Annotated in this window: 18 protein-coding genes and 1 pseudogene; 5 read left to right on the top strand and 14 right to left on the bottom strand. The window is 65.8% G+C overall.

From position 1 onward, the window contains the following. Positions 1 to 33: 33 nt before the first annotated feature. From ACUTAG_RS09900 to ACUTAG_RS09865, 8 genes are all read right to left on the bottom strand, one after another. Positions 34 to 1,020 (bottom strand): branched-chain amino acid ABC transporter permease, encoded by a 987-nt coding sequence (locus ACUTAG_RS09900; protein WP_006385966.1) that lies wholly within the window; start codon positions 1,018 to 1,020, stop codon positions 34 to 36. Between the two features lie 19 nt (positions 1,021 to 1,039). Further along, complete coding sequence (locus tag ACUTAG_RS09895; RefSeq protein ID WP_049076096.1) at positions 1,040 to 1,960, bottom strand: branched-chain amino acid ABC transporter permease; 921 nt, start codon at positions 1,958 to 1,960, stop codon at positions 1,040 to 1,042. Between the two features lie 35 nt (positions 1,961 to 1,995). Next, entirely contained in the window at positions 1,996 to 3,171 is a 1,176-nt protein-coding gene (locus tag ACUTAG_RS09890; protein ID WP_024070372.1) for an ABC transporter substrate-binding protein, read from the bottom strand. A gap of 50 nt (positions 3,172 to 3,221) precedes the next feature. After that, the gene (locus tag ACUTAG_RS09885; protein ID WP_006385969.1) at positions 3,222 to 4,223 is read right to left on the bottom strand and encodes an amidohydrolase family protein; all 1,002 of its coding nucleotides are present in this window, start codon (positions 4,221 to 4,223) and stop codon (positions 3,222 to 3,224) included. 30 nt (positions 4,224 to 4,253) lie between these two features. Further along, positions 4,254 to 4,805, bottom strand: a complete 552-nt coding sequence (locus ACUTAG_RS09880; RefSeq protein ID WP_020926369.1) for a 3-hydroxyanthranilate 3,4-dioxygenase — start codon at positions 4,803 to 4,805, stop codon at positions 4,254 to 4,256. Between the two features lie 152 nt (positions 4,806 to 4,957). Continuing rightward, the gene (locus ACUTAG_RS09875) at positions 4,958 to 6,001 is read right to left on the bottom strand and encodes a LysR substrate-binding domain-containing protein (RefSeq protein ID WP_446650122.1); all 1,044 of its coding nucleotides are present in this window, start codon (positions 5,999 to 6,001) and stop codon (positions 4,958 to 4,960) included. Positions 6,002 to 6,016: 15 nt separating this feature from the next. After that, positions 6,017 to 6,448, bottom strand: coding sequence for a RidA family protein (locus ACUTAG_RS09870; protein WP_047991850.1), 432 nt, complete (start codon positions 6,446 to 6,448; stop codon positions 6,017 to 6,019). 25 nt (positions 6,449 to 6,473) lie between these two features. After that, positions 6,474 to 7,931 (bottom strand): 2-hydroxymuconic semialdehyde dehydrogenase, encoded by a 1,458-nt coding sequence (locus ACUTAG_RS09865; RefSeq protein WP_446650121.1) that lies wholly within the window; start codon positions 7,929 to 7,931, stop codon positions 6,474 to 6,476. Between the two features lie 227 nt (positions 7,932 to 8,158). On the opposite strand from ACUTAG_RS09865, the gene ACUTAG_RS09860 reads away from it, so the two are divergent. Further along, the gene (locus tag ACUTAG_RS09860) at positions 8,159 to 8,641 is read left to right on the top strand and encodes a MarR family winged helix-turn-helix transcriptional regulator (RefSeq protein ID WP_102949848.1); all 483 of its coding nucleotides are present in this window, start codon (positions 8,159 to 8,161) and stop codon (positions 8,639 to 8,641) included. A 78-nt stretch (positions 8,642 to 8,719) separates the two neighbouring features. Here the strand turns inward: ACUTAG_RS09860 and ACUTAG_RS09855 are convergent, their stop codons facing one another. From ACUTAG_RS09855 to ACUTAG_RS09835, 5 genes are all read right to left on the bottom strand, one after another. After that, positions 8,720 to 9,667, bottom strand: a complete 948-nt coding sequence (locus ACUTAG_RS09855; protein WP_047991848.1) for a YihY/virulence factor BrkB family protein — start codon at positions 9,665 to 9,667, stop codon at positions 8,720 to 8,722. Positions 9,668 to 9,870: 203 nt separating this feature from the next. After that, positions 9,871 to 11,511, bottom strand: coding sequence for a chaperonin GroEL (gene groL, locus ACUTAG_RS09850; protein ID WP_006385976.1), 1,641 nt, complete (start codon positions 11,509 to 11,511; stop codon positions 9,871 to 9,873). Positions 11,512 to 11,548: 37 nt separating this feature from the next. Then, complete coding sequence (gene groES, locus ACUTAG_RS09845; protein WP_006385977.1) at positions 11,549 to 11,836, bottom strand: co-chaperone GroES; 288 nt, start codon at positions 11,834 to 11,836, stop codon at positions 11,549 to 11,551. Between the two features lie 656 nt (positions 11,837 to 12,492). Then, a complete protein-coding gene (locus ACUTAG_RS09840; RefSeq protein ID WP_054484792.1) occupies positions 12,493 to 13,470 on the bottom strand; it encodes a hypothetical protein in 978 nt (325 codons plus the stop codon). Positions 13,471 to 13,473: 3 nt separating this feature from the next. After that, positions 13,474 to 13,977: a hypothetical protein gene (locus ACUTAG_RS09835; protein WP_148317161.1), complete on the bottom strand. Its 504-nt coding sequence runs from the start codon at positions 13,975 to 13,977 to the stop codon at positions 13,474 to 13,476. Positions 13,978 to 14,419: 442 nt separating this feature from the next. Between ACUTAG_RS09835 and ACUTAG_RS09830 the strand changes: the two are divergent. Further along, positions 14,420 to 14,584, top strand: a pseudogene (locus tag ACUTAG_RS09830) (DUF2000 family protein); the annotation flags it as partial. Here the strand turns inward: ACUTAG_RS09830 and ACUTAG_RS09825 are convergent. Next, on the bottom strand, positions 14,559 to 15,368 hold the full coding sequence (locus tag ACUTAG_RS09825) for a hypothetical protein (protein WP_187378272.1): 810 nt from the start codon (positions 15,366 to 15,368) through the stop codon (positions 14,559 to 14,561). The pseudogene ACUTAG_RS09830 and the gene ACUTAG_RS09825 sit on opposite strands and share 26 nt — an antisense overlap. A gap of 535 nt (positions 15,369 to 15,903) precedes the next feature. Between ACUTAG_RS09825 and ACUTAG_RS09820 the strand changes: the two genes are divergently transcribed. From ACUTAG_RS09820 to ACUTAG_RS09810, 3 genes are all read left to right on the top strand, one after another. Next, complete coding sequence (locus ACUTAG_RS09820; protein WP_240683250.1) at positions 15,904 to 16,650, top strand: lysozyme inhibitor LprI family protein; 747 nt, start codon at positions 15,904 to 15,906, stop codon at positions 16,648 to 16,650. Beyond that, entirely contained in the window at positions 16,640 to 16,771 is a 132-nt protein-coding gene (locus ACUTAG_RS09815) for a hypothetical protein (RefSeq protein ID WP_020926400.1), read from the top strand. The genes ACUTAG_RS09820 and ACUTAG_RS09815 overlap by 11 nt, the downstream gene beginning before the upstream one ends. Positions 16,772 to 16,967: 196 nt before the next feature. Continuing rightward, on the top strand, positions 16,968 to 18,194 hold the full coding sequence (locus tag ACUTAG_RS09810) for a diguanylate phosphodiesterase (RefSeq protein WP_148317157.1): 1,227 nt from the start codon (positions 16,968 to 16,970) through the stop codon (positions 18,192 to 18,194). The last annotated feature ends 2 nt before the right edge of the window (positions 18,195 to 18,196 follow it).

The raw sequence follows: 18,196 nt of genomic DNA, 5'->3' as shown, positions 1-18,196 counted from the left end.
AGCGCTTGACCAGGTGTTCGACGCGCAGCGCGCTCATCGCGGTTCTCCGGTGGGATGGGGCAGGGCGCGCGCGGCGCCCAGGCGCAACGGCTTGTCCGACAGGCCGCCATACAGGCCGCGGCGCGACACCAGCACCACGCCTACGATCAGCAGGCCCATTACCAGCATCCAATGGTCGGTCAGCAGCTTCAGCCCTTCCTCCAGCAGCAGGAATGCCAGCGCCCCGGCGACCGGGCCGACCACCGTGCCCAGTCCGCCCAGCGCCACCATCACGATCAGTTCGCCGGAGGTGGTCCAGGCCAGGTACGAAGGCGATACGTACAGCGTCAGGTTGGCCAGCAGCACGCCCGCCACGCCGCATACCATCGCCGACAGCACGTAGGCCGCCAGGCGATAGCGCAGCGTGGCGAACCCCAGCGCGCGCATGCGCCGCTCGTTGGCCTGGCAGCCGCGCAGGACCATGCCGAACGGCGCCTGCACCAGGCGGCGCAGCGCGGCCAGCGCCAGCAGCAGCACGCCGAACGCGGTGTAGTACAGCGCCAGCGGCGTATCCAGCCGGAACAGGCCGAAGTCGCTGCCGGCGAACAGGGACATGCCGTCGTCGCCGCCGAAACCTTCCAGCCCGGTGGCCAGGAAATAGAACATCTGCGCGAACGCCAGCGTGATCATGATGAAGGCGATGCCGGACGTGCGCATCACCACGTAGCCGCTCACCAGGCCGACCGCCGCGCAGGCGCCCAATGCGGCCAGCAGGTGCAGCCAGCCGTTCTCGATGCCGTAGTGGTTCAGCACGCCGACCGCATAGGCCCCCAGGCCCAGGTACAGCGCGTGGCCGAAGCTGACCATGCCGCCGTAGCCCAGCAGCAGGTTCAGCGCCAGCGCGGCGATGCCGTACACCAGCACGCGGCCGAATAGCGCCAGCAGGAAGGGTTCGCCCTGCCATTGCGCATACAGCGGCACCAGCGCCAGGAGCAGCAACAGCGCGCCGGCGGCGAACGCGCGGGGAGAGAGTCGAAGCATGTGTTGGCCTCCTTGGGCGCTAGCCGTGCCGCACGGGAAACAGGCCCTGCGGCCGCAGCGCCAGCACCAGCGCCATGACGATGTAGATCAGCATCGAGGCGATCGCCGGCCCGGCCGCGTTGGCGGCGGCCGGCGGCAGCGCGGCGCGCAGCAGGGCGGGCAGCAGCGCCCGGCCCAGCGTGTCCACCAGCCCCACCATCAGCGCCGCCAGGAAGGCGCCGCGCACCGAGCCGATGCCGCCGATGACGATGACCACCAGCGTCAGGATCAGGATCGGTTCGCCCATGCCGGTCTGCGCCGACAGGATCGGCCCGGCCATCAACCCGGCCACGCCGGCCAGCACCGCGCCCAGCACGAACAGCAGCGTGTTCAGGCGCGCGATGTTCACGCCCAGCGCGCCCACCATCATGCGGTCGGTGGAGCCGGCGCGTATCAGCATGCCCAGCCGCGTGCGGTGGATCAGCGCGTAGCAGCCCGCCGCCACCGCCAGCCCCGCCACGATGATGAGAAAGCGGTACAGCGGGTAGGTGACGCCCAGCAGGTCGATGGTGCCCGACAGCCACGACGGCAGGCCCATGCTGATGGGCGCAGGGCCCCAGATGATGCGAGTCAGCTCGTTGAAGAACAGGATGAAACCGAAGGTGGCGAGCACCTGGTCCAGGTGCTCGCGCGGATACAGCCGCGCCAGCGCGATGCGGTCCAGCAGCAGGCCCAGCAGCGCCATGCCCGCCACCACCGCGGCGGCCGCCAGCAGGAACGAGCCGCTGTGGCGGAACACGGTGGCCGCGATGAAGGCGCCCATCATGTACAGCGAGCCGTGCGCCAGGTTGATGAAGTTCATGATGCCGAACACCAGCGTCAGCCCGGCGGCCAGCAGGAAAAGCAGGATACCCAGTTGCAGGCCGTTCAGGGCCTGCACCAGCAGCAATGTCGCGGACATGGCGCCTTACCTCGTTCTTGCCCGGCAGGCCGGCGTCATTTCATGGCGCACTGCGCGGCGTACTGGTCGGAGACCTTGGACAGGTCGGCGAAGATCGGACCCTTGTTGACGAAACCGACCTTGCCGTCCGCGCCCGCCGCCACGTCGGCGCGGAAGAAGCCGGCCACCGGGAAATGGTTGGGTTGGTAGCGGAACTCGCCGCGCACCGATGCGAAGTCGGCGGCTTCCAGCGCCTTGCGCAAGGCTTCCTTGTCGTCGGTCTTGCCGCCGGTGCGCTTGAGCGCCGAGCCGATCAGTTGCGCCGCGTCCCACGACTGGGCCGCGTAGCTGGACGGCTCGCGGCCGTACTTCTGGCGGAAGGCGGCGGCGAAGGCCTTGTTGGCGGCGTTGTCCAGGTCCGGCGAATACGGCACGTTGGTGACCGCGCCCAGCGCATCCTTCTGCAGCGCGGGCAGGGTGGCGCCGTCGATGGTGTCGACCGACAGCAGCGGGATCTTGTCGAACAAGCCGGCCTGCCGGTACTGCTTGATGAAGTTCACGCCCATGCCGCCGGGAAAGAACACATAGGCGGCATCGGGCCTGGCATCGGCCAGCGCCGCCAGTTCGACCGAGTAGTCCGGCTGGTTGACCTGGGTGAAGACCTCGTTGACCACCTCGCCCTTGAAGAAGCGCTTGAAGCCGGCCATGGCGTCCTTGCCGGCCTGGTAGTTGGGCGCCAGCAGGTAGACCTTCCTGAAGCCCATCTGGTTGGCCATCTCGCCGCTGCCTTCGTGGCGCTGGGTGTTGTTCCACGAGGTCGAGAAAAAGAACGGCGAACAGTCCTTGCCCGCCAGGTTGGTGGGGCCGGCGTTCGAGCCCACCAGGAACACGCCGGCGCCCGTCACCGGCCGCGCCACCGCCAGCATCACGTTCGAATACACGATGCCGGTGATGATCGGCACCTTGTCGCTCTGCACCAGCTTGCGCGCGGCCTGCACGCCGATCTCGGGCTTGAACTGGTCGTCTTCCTTGATGACCTGCACCGGCACGCCGCCCAGCTTGCCGCCGCCCTGTTCCACGGCCAGCATGAAGCCGTCGAGCTGGTCCTGCCCCAGCACCGAGCCGGGGCCGGTCAACGTGGTCAGCAGGCCGATCTTGACGTCGGCCCAGGCGGCGGCCCCGGGAGCCAGGGCCACGGCCGCCGCGGCGGCCAGCAGATGGATGCGTTTCATGGTGAATCCCCTTGCGTTGCCGTGTGTCACGGTCATGGTTGGCGGGCGGCTCAGCGATCCAGCCCGAAGAACGTCTGCGTGTTGGCCGCCAGGATCTTGTGCTGCACCGCGGGCAACAGGTCGGAATTCGACACCAGCCGGCCGACCTCCTGTTCGCCCAGCGGGTACGGATAATCGGAGCCCAGCAGCACGCGGTCCTCGCCCATCACGTCGATCAACAGCCGCAGCGAGCGCGGATCGAACACGGCGCTGTCGACGTAGAAGCGGTCGGTGTACGACGAGGGCAGTTGCGGACAGTCCTGGCGCACGATGTCGCGGTGGCGCCAGGCGTTGTCCACGCGTCCCAGCAGGAAGGCGAAGCTGCCGCCGCCGTGGGCGAAGCACAGCTTCAGGCTGCGGGGGATGCGCTCGAACGCGCCGGACAGGATCAGCGACAGGATGCCCAGCTGGGTTTCGGCGGGCATGGCGACCAGCCACGGCAGCATCCAGCGCTTCATGCGGCCGTCGGTCATCATGTCCCAGGGGTGCACCAGCACCGGGATGCCGTCGTCGGCGCAATGCACCAGGAACCGTACCAGTGTGTCGTCATCCAGGTCGCGCGGGCCGACGTGGTTGCCGATCTGCACGCCCAGGTGGCCGGCGGCGCGGGCGCGCGAGGCCTCGCGGCAGGCCAGCTCCAGGTCCTGCAGCGGCACCTGCGCCAGCGCCTTGAGGCGGCCGGGCGCGAAGGCGCAGTGCTCCAGCGCCAGGTCGTTCATGCGCGCGGCCCAGTCGGCCGCGGCCTGCGCGGGATAGGTGTAGCCGAACATCACCGGCGTGGCGCACAGGATCTGCAGGTCGACGCCGTGGCGGTCCATCTGTTCGACGCGCAAGGCCGGGTCCCACAACGTGGCGTCGACCGGGCGGAAGGGGCGGTCGCCGGCCATGATCTGGCCGGTCGAGCCATCGCCGTCGCGCCGCAGCCAGGGCGCGTCCACCGGGTCCAGCGCCGCCGCTTCCTGCCGCGTGATGGGCGGGAAGAAGTGCGCGTGCATATCGATTTTCAAGGTCATGGAAAGAAAGTTGCGGCGGGTTGGGGGGCGTCAGGCGGGCGACGGCTGCGCGGCGGAGGCTTGCGCCTTGCCGGGGTGGAGCGCGCCGCAGCCGGGGCAGGTGCGCTTTTCCTCGCTGGCATAGAAGGCCTGGAACAGCGGCGGCAGGTCGGTCACGATGCTTTTGAGCTGCACCTCGACGCGGTGCACCAGGTGGCCGCAATGCGGGCAATACCATTCGAAGCCGTCCAGCAGCCCCTGCGGGCGCTGGCGCTCGATCACCAGACAGGCGCTGCCGGTCTCGGGGCGTTGCGGCGAATGGCGCACATGCGGCGGCAACAGGAAGATGTCGCCTTCCTTCAGGTCGACCCGTTCGGGCTTGCCGTCGATCCACAGCGACAGCCAGGCGTTGCCGCGCACCTGGTAGAAGAACTCTTCCAGCGGATCGTCGTGGTAATCGGTGCGCAGGTTGGGGCCGCCGACCACGGTGACGATGAAATCGGCGTCCTGCCAGATCTGCTGGTTGCCCACCGGCGGTTGCAGCAGGTGGGCGTGGTCCTGGATCCAGCGCTGGAAATTCAGGGGCGGGCCATAGGCGGGCATGACGGTCTCCGAAAGGCTCGTGCGGACTTCGCTGAAGGCAAGTCTAGGCGGGGGAGGGGCGCGCGGCACAATAGAAATTGCGCGGTTGGATATGCGGGGTATCTATCGCGGGGTTTCCCTGAACGGGATATCCCGGATGCGGTGGCCGGCGCTCAGGCGCTGGCGGGGCGCTGCGCGGTGATCTGTTTCAGGTAGTCGACCAGCCGCAGGCAGGCGGGCGTCAGCGGCCGGTCGGCGCGGATGGAATAGCCGACGTCGCCGAACGCGCCGAAGGCGTCGGTGGGCAGGCGTGTCAGCACGCCCATGGCCAGGAACTGGGCCGCGGCGTCGTAGGGCATCAGCGCCAGCGCGTCGCTGTGCATCAGGATGCCGATATTGGTCAGCAGCGACAGCGACTCGACGTGGCGTGTGGGCAGCCGCACGCCGGCATCGAAGAAGCTGCGCTCGATCGAGGCGCGCAGCGGCGAGGTCGGCGCGGGCAGGATCCAGATGTGGTCGGCCAGCTCGGCCAGCGTCACGCGCGCGGCGCCCGCGAGCGGATGGCGCGCGCCGGCCACCAGGCACAGGTCTTCGCGGTACAGCTGGTGGTGATCGACGGCCACGCCCGAGATCGATGCCATGTCGGCGCCCGGCAGCCGGCCCACCACGATGTCGACGTCGCCCGTGGCCAGCGCCGGCAGCAACTGCGCCGATGGGCCCTCGCGCACGGTGACCTGGATGCCGGGGTGCTCCGTCATCAGCCGCGCGATGGCCTCGGGCAGCAGCTTGGCCGAGGCCGCGATCAGCGTGCCCACCACCACGTGGCCGCTGGCGCCGCCCAGCACCGCGTCGATGTCGTCGGCCATGTAGCGGATCTCGGCCATCATGGCGTGCACGCGGCGGCCCAGCACCAGCGCCAGCTCGGTCGGCGTGACGCCGCGGTTGGAGCGCTCGAACAGCGTCGCGCCGAAGAAGGCCTCCAGGTCGTGGATGGCCTTGGTGACGGTGGGCTGGGTCAGGTGCATTTCGCTGGCGGCGCGCGACAGCGAGCGGCGCGCCAGCACGCGCTCGAAGATCTGCAGCTGGTGCAGCTTGAGTTTGTGGCTGAGCGCGTTGGGCGTGATGCGGAAGTTCGACATGCGCGCGGCCGTCCCGGCGCGGCGGCCGGGGCGGCGATCCTGTTCCGAAGGAAAAGCCGCAAGGCGGTCGGGCGCCATGGCCGCGCGCGCCGCTCAGCGCGCCTGCGGCTTGTACGCCACCGCCTTGATCTCAATCAGCAATTGCGGGTGCGGCAACTGATGCACCGCCACGGTGGTGCGTGCCGGTCCATCGGCGTCGAAGAACTCGCCGTAGACCTGATTGTAGCCACCGAAGTCGTTCATGTTGACCAGGAAAGTACTGATCTCGACCACGTCCGCCAGGCCGGCGCCGGCGCTGGCCAGGATGTCGCGGATGTTCTCGATCACCGCGCGCGTCTGCACGCGGATGTCGAGCGTGGCGGTGCCCATCGCGTCGACCTCGGCGCCGGCGATGCGGTTGTCCGGCAGGCGCGAGCTGGTGCCGGAGACGAACAGGAAGTCGCCGGCCCGCTTGATGTGGGGATACTTGCCGCGCGGGGTGGCCTTGCCGGCGACGACGCTGGCGCGGGTGGAAGATTGGGTCATGGCGTGTCCTTGGAGGCGTTGTGCATCACAGCTTGATGCAGACGTTGGTGGGCTCGGTATAGAAATGCAGCGAATGGCGGCCGCCTTCGCGGCCGATGCCCGACAGGCCGCTGCCGCCGAACGGCGTGCGCAGGTCGCGCAGGAACCAGCAATTGACCCACGCCAGGCCGACCTTCATGGCCTGCGCGACGCGGTGGCCGCGGGTCAGGTCCTGGGTCCAGACGGCGGCGGCCAGGCCGTAGCGGGTGTCGTTGGCCAGGCGGATGGCCTCCTCCTCGGTGTCGAACGGCGCCACGTGGCAGACCGGACCGAACACTTCTTCCTTGATGCAGCGCGCGCTCTCGGGCAGGCCGGTCCAGATGGTCGGCTGCACATAGGCGCCGGCGTCGCGCGCATCGCCGAACACCGGCACGCCGCCGCCGGTGACCACCGTGGCGCCTTCCTCGCGCGCCAGCGCAAAGTACGACAGCACCTTGTCGCGGTGCTCGCGCGACACCAGCGGCCCCATGCCGGTGTCCGCGTCGTTGGGCCAGCCGATGCGCAGCGCCCGCGCGCGCTCGGCCAGCGCGGCGACGAAGCGTTCGTAGATCGGGCGCTGCACGTACACGCGTTCGGTGCACAGGCAGACCTGGCCGCAGTTGGCGAACACCGAGCGCGCGGTGCCGTCGACCGCCGCCTCGAAATCGGCATCGGCGAACACCAGCGCCGCGTTCTTGCCGCCCAGCTCGAATGACACCGGTTTCACGCCCGGCGCCACGGCGCGCATGATGGCCGCGCCGGTGGCCGACTCGCCGGTGAAAGTGATGCCGTCGATGTCCGGATGCGTGGTGATGAATTCGCCCGCGGACCCGGGCCCGAAGCCGTGGGTCAGGTTCAGCACGCCGGGCGGCAGCCCGGTCTCGTGCGCGACCTCGGCCAGCAGCGTGGCGGTGGAGGGCGTGACTTCCGACGGCTTCATGATGACGGTGTTGCCGAAGGCCAGCGCCGGCGCCACTTTCCAGGTCAGCAGCAGCAGCGGCAGGTTCCACGGCGAGATCACGCCAACCACGCCCAGCGGCTTGCGGTAGGCATAGTTCAGCGCCTGCCGGCCGTCGGGCGTGTCGGTCATGTAGCTTTCCATGTCCAGCGTGCGCGCCAGTTCGGCGAAGGCGCGGAAATTGGCGGCGCCGCGCGGAATGTCGATCTGGCTGGCCCAGGAGACCGGCTTGCCGGTATCGCCGATCTCGGCCTGCAGGAAATCGTCGAAGCGGCGGTCGATGCCGTCGGCCAGCGCCAGCAGGTGGTCGGTGCGCTGGCCCACCGGCAGCGCGGCCCACGCCGGCAGGGCGCGGTGCGCGGCGGCGACGGCGCGGTCGACCTGCTCGCGGCTGGCTTCATGGGCCTGGGCGATCAGCGCGTGATCCACCGGGCTGTGTTTGTCGAAGGTGGACGCGCCGTCTTCGAAGCGGCCGTCGATATAGTTGCGCAACTGGCGGATCGTCATGATCGGGATTCCGGGAAGGATCTCGCCTGGGGTCGGCGATAAAATACGTATACGTACTATTGTGGTGATATTAGGCAGCGCCTGGAGCGAAGTCAATGCAGGGTTTTGCCCAGGATGGCGGCGTCGGCGCCAGGGGCCGCCCGGAAGCCGGCCAGCCGCCGTGCCGGACCCGCCGGGTAATGACCGCTGCGGCCTACAATCGCCAGGCCCTTTCCATGGAATGCCCCATGACCGTTTCCCGTTCGACCTCTCGTCCGGCCCCGCCCCGCGCCTTGCGGGAATTCGACCTGACCCAGGTGGCCTCGCACCTGCTGCGCCGCGCCCACTTCCGCGCCGAGGCGCTGTTCGCGCAGGCCTTTCCCGACGAGGACTTGACGCCACGCCAGAAGGCCCTGCTGATCACGGTCTACCAGAACCCGGGCGCGACCCAGAACCGCATCGCCGAACTGATCGCGCTGGACCGCAATTCCTTCGCCGAGATGATCGCCCGCATGACCGCCAAGGGCTATGTGCGGCGCACGCGCTCGGCCGAGGATGGCCGCGCCTACGCGCTGGAGATCTCCGACGAGGGCATGGCGCTGCTGGCGCGGGTGTTGCCGCGTGATGCCGAGGTGGAGGCCCAGGTGCTGGCGCCGATTCCGGAGGAACTGCGGCCGGTGTTCCTGCGATGCCTGCGCCTGATGGCGGGGTTGGAGTCGCCCGCGGCGTAGTGGGCTACCGTGCGCCGCCGCTTCCAGGCTTGCCGGCGCAAGGCAGGCCGTGAGGCCGTGAAATGGCCGGATGCGGTCTCAGGGCGCGTCCGAAGGCGGAGGCCCTGCCGCAGACGTCGGGGCGGATGCCGCCGTCGCGTCCTTGCCCTTGGCCTCGCGCCCGAAGCGCAGCGCGAACTGCCGCGTGAACACCGCGCCGAAAAAGAAGATCTGCGCCGAATAATAGATCCACAGCAGCAGCGCGATCAGCGACCCGGCCGCGCCGTAGGCCGACACCGCCGCGCCCCGGCTCAGGTACACGCCGATCCCCCACTTGCCCACCAGGAACAGCGCCGCCGTGACGATGGCGCCGGGAATCACGTCGCGCCACGAAATCCGCGCGCTCGGCAGCAGCTTGAAGATCACCGCGAACAGCGCCACCACCACCGAAAACGAAAACAGGCTGGAAAGCCAGTCGGCCACCGTGGCCACCGCCGACGCGGCCCACAGGTCGCCGTAGTACTTGCGCGCGGCCCCCAGCGCCGCGTTCACGGTCAGCGAAATCAACAGGAACAACGCCAGCACCAGCACCAGGCCGAACGACAGCACCCGGCTGCGGACCATGCCGTGGATTCCGCCCTTCTGGTTGCCGGACACTTCCCACAGGTCATCGAGGCTGGCCTTCAGTTCGGCGAAGGCCGTGGTGGCGCTGAAGATCAGCACGAAGATCGAGATCAGCGCCGCGATCCAGCCGCCGCCGGATTCATGGGCGCTGGCCAGCACCGTCTGGATCACCTCGGCGCCGCGCTCGCCGGTCAGGTCGCGCAGCGACGAGAACAGCTCCGAGCGCACCGCGTCCTCGCCGAAGAAGGCGCCGGCCACGGCGATGACCAGGATCAGCATGGGCGCCAGCGAAAACACCATGTACAACGCCAGCGCCGCGCCCTTGCTGGAGGCGCGGTGGGTCGACCACTGGTTGGCGGAATCCATCAGCAGCCCGCCGATCTCCGACGGACGCAGGACACGCAGGCTGTTGGGTAGGCGCATGGGTCTGGGCTCGGGCTGGGAAGCCTTCATTGTAGGGACGCATGCGCCGGCGCGAAACCATGAACTTGTTGGCAAACGTTCCGGGGCTTGGCGCGACGGCCAGGTCCGCAAAAAGAAAAACCCCCGGGGCGAAGGTCCGGGGGTCTTTCGGGGTACTGCGTGCCCCGGCCGAAGCCGGGGAGGCCATGCAAGGGAAGCGGGACTTAGAAGTCCATGCCGCCCATGCCGCCCATGCCGCCGGGCATGGCCGGGGCAGCGGGCTTGTCTTCGGCCAGTTCCACAACGGCGGCTTCGGCGGTCAGCAGCAGGCTGGCGACGGAGGCGGCGTTCTGCAGGGCGGTGCGGGTCACCTTGGTGGGATCCAGCACGCCTTGCTCGACCAGGTCGGTGTACTCGCCGGTCGCGGCGTTGTAGCCGTAGTTGCCCTTGCCTTGCAGCACGGTGTTGACCACGACGCTGGCTTCTTCGCCGGCGTTGGTGACGATGGTGCGCAGCGGCTCTTCGACGGCACGCAGGATCAGCTTGATGCCGGCGTTCTGATCAGGCGTGTCGCCCTTCAGGTCGGTGATGGCTTGCTTGGCACGCAGCAGGGCCACGCCGCCGCCGGCCACAACGCCTTCTTCCACCGCAGCGCGCGTGGCGTGCAGGGCGTCTTCGACGCGAGCCTTCTTTTCCTTCATTTCGACTTCGGTGGCAGCGCCAACGCGAATCACGGCAACGCCGCCGGCCAGCTTGGCCACGCGTTCTTGCAGCTTTTCACGGTCGTAGTCGGAAGTGGCTTCTTCGATCTGGATGCGGATCTGCTTGACGCGCGCTTCGATCGACTTGCTGTCGCCAGCGCCGTCGATGATCGTGGTGTTTTCCTTGCCCACTTCGATGCGCTTGGCTTGACCCAGCTCGGCCAGGGTGGCCTTTTCCAGCGACATGCCGGTTTCTTCGGAGATCACCGTGCCGCCCGTCAGGATGGCGATGTCTTCCAGCATGGCCTTGCGGCGGTCGCCGAAGCCAGGCGCCTTGACGGCGGTGGTCTTCAGGATGCCACGGATGTTGTTGACCACCAGGGTCGCCAGGGCTTCGCCCTCGACGTCTTCGGCGATGATCAGCAGCGGACGGCTCGACTTGGCGACTTGTTCCAGCACCGGCAGCAGGTCACGGATGTTGCTGATCTTCTTGTCGAAGATCAGGACGAACGGATCTTCCAGCGCGGCGACTTGCTTTTCCGGGCTGTTGATGAAGTAGGGCGACAGGTAGCCGCGGTCGAATTGCATGCCTTCGACGACGTCCAGCTCGTTTTCCAGCGACTTGCCGTCTTCGACGGTGATGACGCCTTCCTTGCCGACCTTGTCCATCGCGTCAGCGATGATCTGGCCGATCGAGGAATCGCTGTTGGCCGAGATCGAGCCGACCTGGGCGATTTCCTTGCTGGTCGTGACCGGCTTGGATTGCTTCTTCAGTTCGGCGACGGCGGCGGCGACGGCCTTGTCGATGCCGCGCTTCAGGTCGATCGGGTTGAAACCGGCGGCAACGTACTTCAGGCCTTCCTGAACGATGGCCTGGGCCAGCACGGTGGCGGTGGTGGTGCCGTCACCGGCGTTGTCGGAGGTCTTGGAGGCGACGTCCTTGACCAGCTGGGCGCCGATGTTCTCGAACTTGTCCTTCAGTTCGATTTCCTTGGCGACGGAGACGCCGTCCTTGGTCACGGTCGGGGCGCCGAACGAGCGCTCCAGCACGACGTTGCGACCCTTGGGGCCCAGGGTGGTCTTGACGGCGTTGGCGAGGACATTCACGCCACGGACGATGCGCACGCGGGCGTCGTCACCGAACAGTACTTGCTTGGCAGCCATTTGTTAGCTTCCTTCGAAAATTCGTTTGAGGCAGGGTTTACTGGACCACGGCGAGGATTTCGTCCTCGCGGATGACGAGCAGCTCTTCGCCATCGACCTTGACGGCCTGGCCGGCGTACTTGCCGAACAGAACCTTGTCGCCAGCCTTCAGGTCGACCGGCAGGATCTTGCCGTCTTCGGTCTTCTTGCCGGGGCCGACGGCCACGACTTCACCCTGGTCGGGCTTTTCAGCGGCGCTGTCGGGGATGACGATGCCCGACGCAGTCTTGCGCTCGTTTTCGAGGCGTTTGACGATCACGCGATCGCCCAGGGGACGCAAGGCCATGAGGAACTCCTGTTACTAAAGAAGAAAGTGAATGATCGGTTGGGCCCGGGAGGACTGTTAGCACTCACCGGAGTCGAGTGCTAATTATAGGGATGATGTTCCGGGGTTCAAGGGGGAGAGCGGTGGCTGTTACATATGGGGCGGGCGGCCATGCTCCTTATGGTGCGTCCCTTTTTTTGGCGGGTTGAGCTGAAGGGTCCGAGGAGCAAGAGTCTGCTGCAGAAGTTCGCCGAACATGGAAAGTTGGTTGCTCAATTTGAAAAGTAACAATGGTGTGGAACCAAGAGCGCTGCGGCCTGCTGCCTTGTTCAGGTGCTGAGGTCATGTCCGTGGGACTGCACAAGCGAGAGCTTTGGTTTCCAGCACAAGTGAGTTCTCGAGTTCAGAACGAGTGGAAACGCTGCTGCTCGCGTCGTTGAAGTTGGAATTCTCCGTGAACTACGCGGCGTAGTCGCCGTAGAAGGCATCCTGCGGCGACTTGATGTTTCTTGCGCTATGCCGGGCAATCCCGCCCGGCACCGGAGATCCAGCAATGCAGCATTCCATCGCTTTCCACACCGTCGACCACGTCGCGGGCGCGCTCTTCGTTCGCCACCTTTGTCTAGAAAATCGACGGGCATTTTTCCGGCAGCGGGGCGGTGAAGCCGATCTAACGGTCAGGCCAGCGCAAGCCCGCTGTGCGCGCGGGTGCGGTCGTCGTGCAGGTCCTGCACGGCCAGCGCAGCTGGATGCACGTTCAGCGTATTGCCCACGCTGCCCAGGTATTGGCAGGCGGCAAAACCTTGCGTGGCCTTTTCGTAGCGCGCCACCCAGGCGTTGCGTGCGGCCTGCTTCTCAAACGGCACCGGCCAGACGCTCGGGCGCGGCAGGTGTTCGTCGATGTCCGCGCGCCATGGCTTGGCGCTCAAGCGCGCACGAAAACAATTCTGGTTACGGCACATGCGCGCATAGACCGGGTCGGCGCCCAGCGCCTCGAAAGCTTCGGACACGCCGCCATCCGTGGGGGCGAACACGTCGTGCATCACCAGAATGCGTGCGCCCGAGGGCGTGCGGTACAGCCGCAGGTGCCAGTCGGGTCGTTGCTGGATGAACTGATCCAGGCGCTCCCGCAGGCCCGTCAGCGGATCGCTTTTGTCCTCGGTCAGGCGCAGCCCCTCGGCGCGTGCGCGCCAGAAGCCGAACGCCGTCACCAGCATGAGCGTGGCCAGGCCCGCCATCGCCGAGTACGTGGTGTAGCCAACCGCGAAGGCCATCAGAAACGCCGCGCCGATCACCGTCAGCCCGCGCGCGTTGCCGCGCCGTTCTTCGAAGTCGACATCGACGAACATCACGTTGGGCGTGTTCAGGCAGCGCGCCCCGTAGCTGTTGCGGGTGATGATGTTGTCGCCATGGCGTTCCAGGATTTCCTCGCGGATCGGCATGCCGTCGGCGCCGTTATACGCCACCTTGCGTTCGCGACGCTGCAGCGGTTCGCCCTTGACGATGCGGTCGAAAGCCTCGCGCGTGCGCTGGTCGGCATGCGCCTGTGCGGCCATCGCGCTGTCGTTGGACCAGCCGTAGCGGCGCACGGTGTATTGCTTGCCGGCCACCTGCTGCTGGATGCGACCTTCGGCCCAGTACTCAGGAACGATCATGTGTCAGAAGCCTTTGCCGAGCGCGATCCACGCCAGCGCGAACAGCAGCAGGACGATGGCGATGGGCAGCCATTTGAAGCCGCCGCGCGGCACCCGGCCGGGTTCGGCCATCGGGTCGCCCAGTCTGTTCGATGACAGGGGGACGTCGTTTGCGGCGGCAGGGTTCAACTGTGCGTCGACGAGCTTGAGAGCGTCGGCCAACCCCAGGCCCGTGGCGTCGCGCGTGAGACGTACGGCTTCCACCTTATGGCCGCGTGCCAAGGCGTCCAGGGCTGCGGCCGGTACGGCGGGCCGGTTACCTTGGATGGTCCCGGCTTCGGTCGTGCTGCGGCTTGCGCTGCCGACGGCGCCCGCAGCGCGCTCTTGCTCGCTGCTATTGGCGTACCGTTCGACCGCTTCCTTGGACAACTTCAGGTCCATGCCGGTGTGGTCACGCGTGATCTTGATGGCTTCGACCAGGTCGCCGCGCTCCAACGCGGCAATGGCTTCGAGGGTAAGCTGGGTCATGGGGTCCTTTCAGCTCGTAGTTTGACTCTTCTATTCGCACGACGATCACCGCTCCGCAGTTTACGGGGAATGGTGGCCACGGCTGTCGAATTTCGTTCAACTTGAGATTTGGTTCACTGAAGTTGGTCGTAGTCTGGACGGAGAGCACCTCGAGCCGGCTGACCTCTTTCCACCGATTTTGTTGAACAACTCCTTCCACTGATGCTCGACTATCTTCTTGAGAGTGCTTCACCCCTTGCCCGGGATGAGACCGTTGATCTGGCGCTGATCTGAAGGATCGACTTTCGATCCCGGTGCGATGGCGCGAGGAGACAATTGCAATGAACTTTCAGGCAAAAACGCCATGTTCAATGAACCATAGCAACCAGAGTGAATGAACCAAGCCTCACTAAGTCCTTGTTTTAAAAAGTGTCGGCTTTCCACCTTCAATGAACTTCGACAGCTGGCGCCGTTCGTCTATGCCATGTTCGCAACCGGCCACGACGAGGCCAACAGCGCGGTGTTCCGCGCCCAGCCGGCCGACGACCTGGACCCGGCCGGCATCGCCCTGCGCGGTCCGAAAAAGGCGGTGGACAAGGCGGTCAAGGCGCTGTCGCTGCATCCTTGATGCTGTCGCTCTCGCCGTCGTTGTCGCTGTCGGACGCGGGACGCGCCGGCGCGCCGTCCCGGTAGGCCACCGAGACCATGGCGCCGACGACGAACGTCAACATGATGAAGAGCGTCAGATAGGCCACGATCCAATACGGTACGCCGTCCAGGGCGTAGCCCAGGTACTCGTACAGCGCGCTGTGGGCCAGGCCGCCCGCGCTCACCAGGATGCCCAGGGCCAGCATCAGCGGCCAGCGCGGGTAGGGCATGGCGGCACGCACGCCGCGCAAGCCGGTTGCGCCGGTCACGGCGGCGCGCGGCAGGGCGGGCGCCAGCAGCGCCAACCCGTACAGGATCGGCAGCCAGAGCACCAGCACCACGGGCACCAGCGCCGCGAAGAACAGGCCCGAGTCCGGGCCGTTCATCAGCGCGAACAACACGTAGGGCAGGTCGCCGGTGGCGCGCGCCAGCGTCGTCACGACCACCGCCAGCAGGCCCAGCATCACCAGGTGCCAGGCTTGCGCTGTACTGCCGCCGGCATCGATCCGCGTATCGTCCGCGCGCGCGATGACCCGGTGCCAGGCGTACGTCATGCGCGAGAATGCAATCAGGTTGACCAGTGCGAACAGAAGGAACAGGCCGCCCTTAAGCCAGTACAGCGACGCGGCCAGAATGGCGAACGGCAGCGATAATAGGAACACCGCCAGCGACCACGGCGCGGCCGCCAGCATCGCGCGGCCATGGCGCCGGATGGTGCCAGCCGTTGCGTTGAAGAATGAAAGCGCTCCGCGTGCGTTCGACAAGTCGTTCCTCTGTGGGCAATCGACAGGGCCTTGTTTATACCGCAGCCGGGCCGCCCGGACATCATCGTTTGCAAGCCTTTACCATAAGAGAGGAGACCCGATGGAAGTGACCTTGAGCGGCAGGGTGTAGCGCGCTCCGGCGTTTGAGTGGTCTGCTGTTACGCTACGACTGGCCCTGAAGATGCTTTGCGCTTGGTCATTCTCTGGCCGGAAGACACAGCTTGGCGCAGCGCCTTGGCCGAGGCGTTCTGGTGGGAAGCCAGCACTCGCGGGTTCTCTGCGATCCCTACATGTTTGGATGTAGAAATGGTGTTTTTCATCTTAAGTGGACATCTAAGGGAAAAACTCCATTCTTAATGGTTCGGCTGTGGCAACTTGAGTGGTGAAATGCTGCCTAAGTTATTGATTCTTATAGATCCAGGGTTTTATCTTGAATGGACTTTAACAGTCGGCACGTGGACGAGAGAGAGACTTGCTAGCATGTGTTGTGCTGTACGCAATACATCATCGACATACAACTTGAGAAGATAGGATCATGACCCAGCCGCATTCAAGACGCGCACCCGCTTACGTACTGAAGACACGGTATACACCTGCGATGAAGCTTCTCTTTACGTTGGGCCTCGCAATGCTGGGGACCTACGCCCAAGCCGCCAGTTTTGATTGCAACAAGGCCGCGAGCACGACGGAAAAGTTGATCTGTAGCGATGCCGAGACCTCCGCGCTGGATGGCAAATTGCAGGGGGCCTATAAGGCAGCACTAGCCGCAACCGATGCCTATGGCAAGAAAGCGTTGGCTGAAGAACAGCGCAACTGGATCAAATACGCGCGTGGCATTTGTCAAGACAGCGTCTGCCTGCGGCAAGCATACACAAGCCGCATCGCCCTGCTGGCGCGTAATGAGAAACATATTGCCAATGGCAAGGTGTACTCGGATTGCAAGCTGCCGGGCAACCAAACCTCTAGTGGCGAATGCGTCAATGTTGTGCCGATTCGTGATCCCAACTCCCGCGTGGAATCGTTCAACCAATCGCTGGAGCAGCAGAAGCAAAACGGCCGAATCATCGGTTGTAGCCGGCTGATTGATCTGCCGGTTGGCGTCGCCGGAGGTAATCACAGTTTTGGCGGTTCCTGCATATTGCAGGAGGGTACGCAGCGCAAGGACGTGAGGGTCTGCAACGACGATATGTTCGGTCATTTCCAAGTAGAGCCGTCCACGCCCCAGGATGCCTCGGACAAGCGCCTGGTCGACTTTACTTACGCGCAATGCTATGGCGGTTGATGATAAGCGCCCGCGGCTCCTGGACCTGCTGATCGACCACCGCCGGCCGAACGACCTGAAGAACTGCTACGAGGGCCAGATGTTCAGCATGCGCTTGCCCATCAGGATTTGCGCCCGTTGAACGGCATGGTGCTGTTGGATCTGACGGACAACTACGAGCGACCTGGCCGACAAGAAGTCTGTGCGAAGCTGAATGAGGTAGATATGGGCTGACGCCCATATATGGGGTACGGCGTCCGATCCGGCAGGGCAAAACGAGTCCCCGACGTACACTCTTGATATTGAACAGGCTGGTCCCAGGGGCGGGAGAGTACGCCATGCTATCGACATTGATCTACCGCAGCCGAGTCTGTGAACCCTTGGATGCCGATGCGCTCGGCGTTCTCGTCGGAAAAGCCAGAGCGCGCAATGCGTCGTTGAACGTGACGGGGATACTGCTTTTTGATGGGGTCCACTTTGTTCAACTGCTGGAAGGGGGCGCCCAGGAATTGGCGGTGCTGTTCGATGCCATCCAGCGGGACGCGCGGCACGCGAATGTCGTGCATCTCCTGCGCGACCAGGGGCCATTTCGTCGCTTCGAGGGCGACCAGATGGCGATGGTCGATCTGCGTGAGCTCGACTCCAAGCGCGTGGCAGCGCTGATCCTCGAGAAAATGAAGCGGAAAGCCAGGTTGGCGGCCAGCGACGACCGGGTCATCAAGATTCTCTCGTGGTATGCGCTTGCGCGTGGCACAAGCCATATCGTTGAAGGGGAATGGGCGCGGAACTGGCGATTCGTGACAGAGGGCGAGGCCGCGCCCGGGCAGGGCTTGCTGGCGGAGCAGGCGTACCAGTTTGCCTTGCAGCCGATTGTGGAGCCCATGCTTCGAACGGTCACTTCCTTCGAGTTCCTGATCCGCAGCGGAACCGGCGGGTCGCCCGAACAGTTGTTCTCCACCGTCCCTCCCATCCAGCGCTACCGGATGGACCTGGAGTCCAAAGCATCCGCGTTCCGATTGGCGCGTCGCCTGCGCCTGGAAGACGTCAAGCTGTCGGTGAACCTGTTGCCCATGTCGTTGGTTGCCGATCCCGCGGCGGTGGAGCATCTGCTTGGCCAGATCGCCGCATGCGGCCTGTCGCCCCAACAGGTGATCGTCGAGGTTACCGAGCAGGAGGCCGTCGCCAACCAGGGCGATTTCGGCGCTGCCATCGAACGTTTGCGCAGAGCCGGGATCGGGGTGGCGATCGACGATTTTGGCGCGGGCTTTGCCGGCCTGTCCCTGCTGGCGGAATTCCAGCCCGACAAGCTCAAGATCGACCGCAAGCTCATCCAGAATATCCATTCGGACGGCCCTTGGCAGGCGATTGTGCGCGCGATTCTCGAGGCGTGCACGGCCATGGGCATCATGCCCGTGGCCGAGGGGGTGGAACGGATCGAGGAATGGTGCTGGCTGGAGGCGGCCGGCTTGAAACGCTTCCAAGGCTACCTGTTCGCCAGGCCCGCGCTGAATTGCCAGCCCGAAATCTGGTGGCCTGAACGGGTTGCCCCCAGCCAGATCGCCTGAGG

This window comes from Achromobacter sp. CSND-B12 (assembly GCF_052906545.1).
Note: the sequence above shows the minus strand (reverse complement) of the source record. Positions and strands in the feature narration are given on the sequence as shown.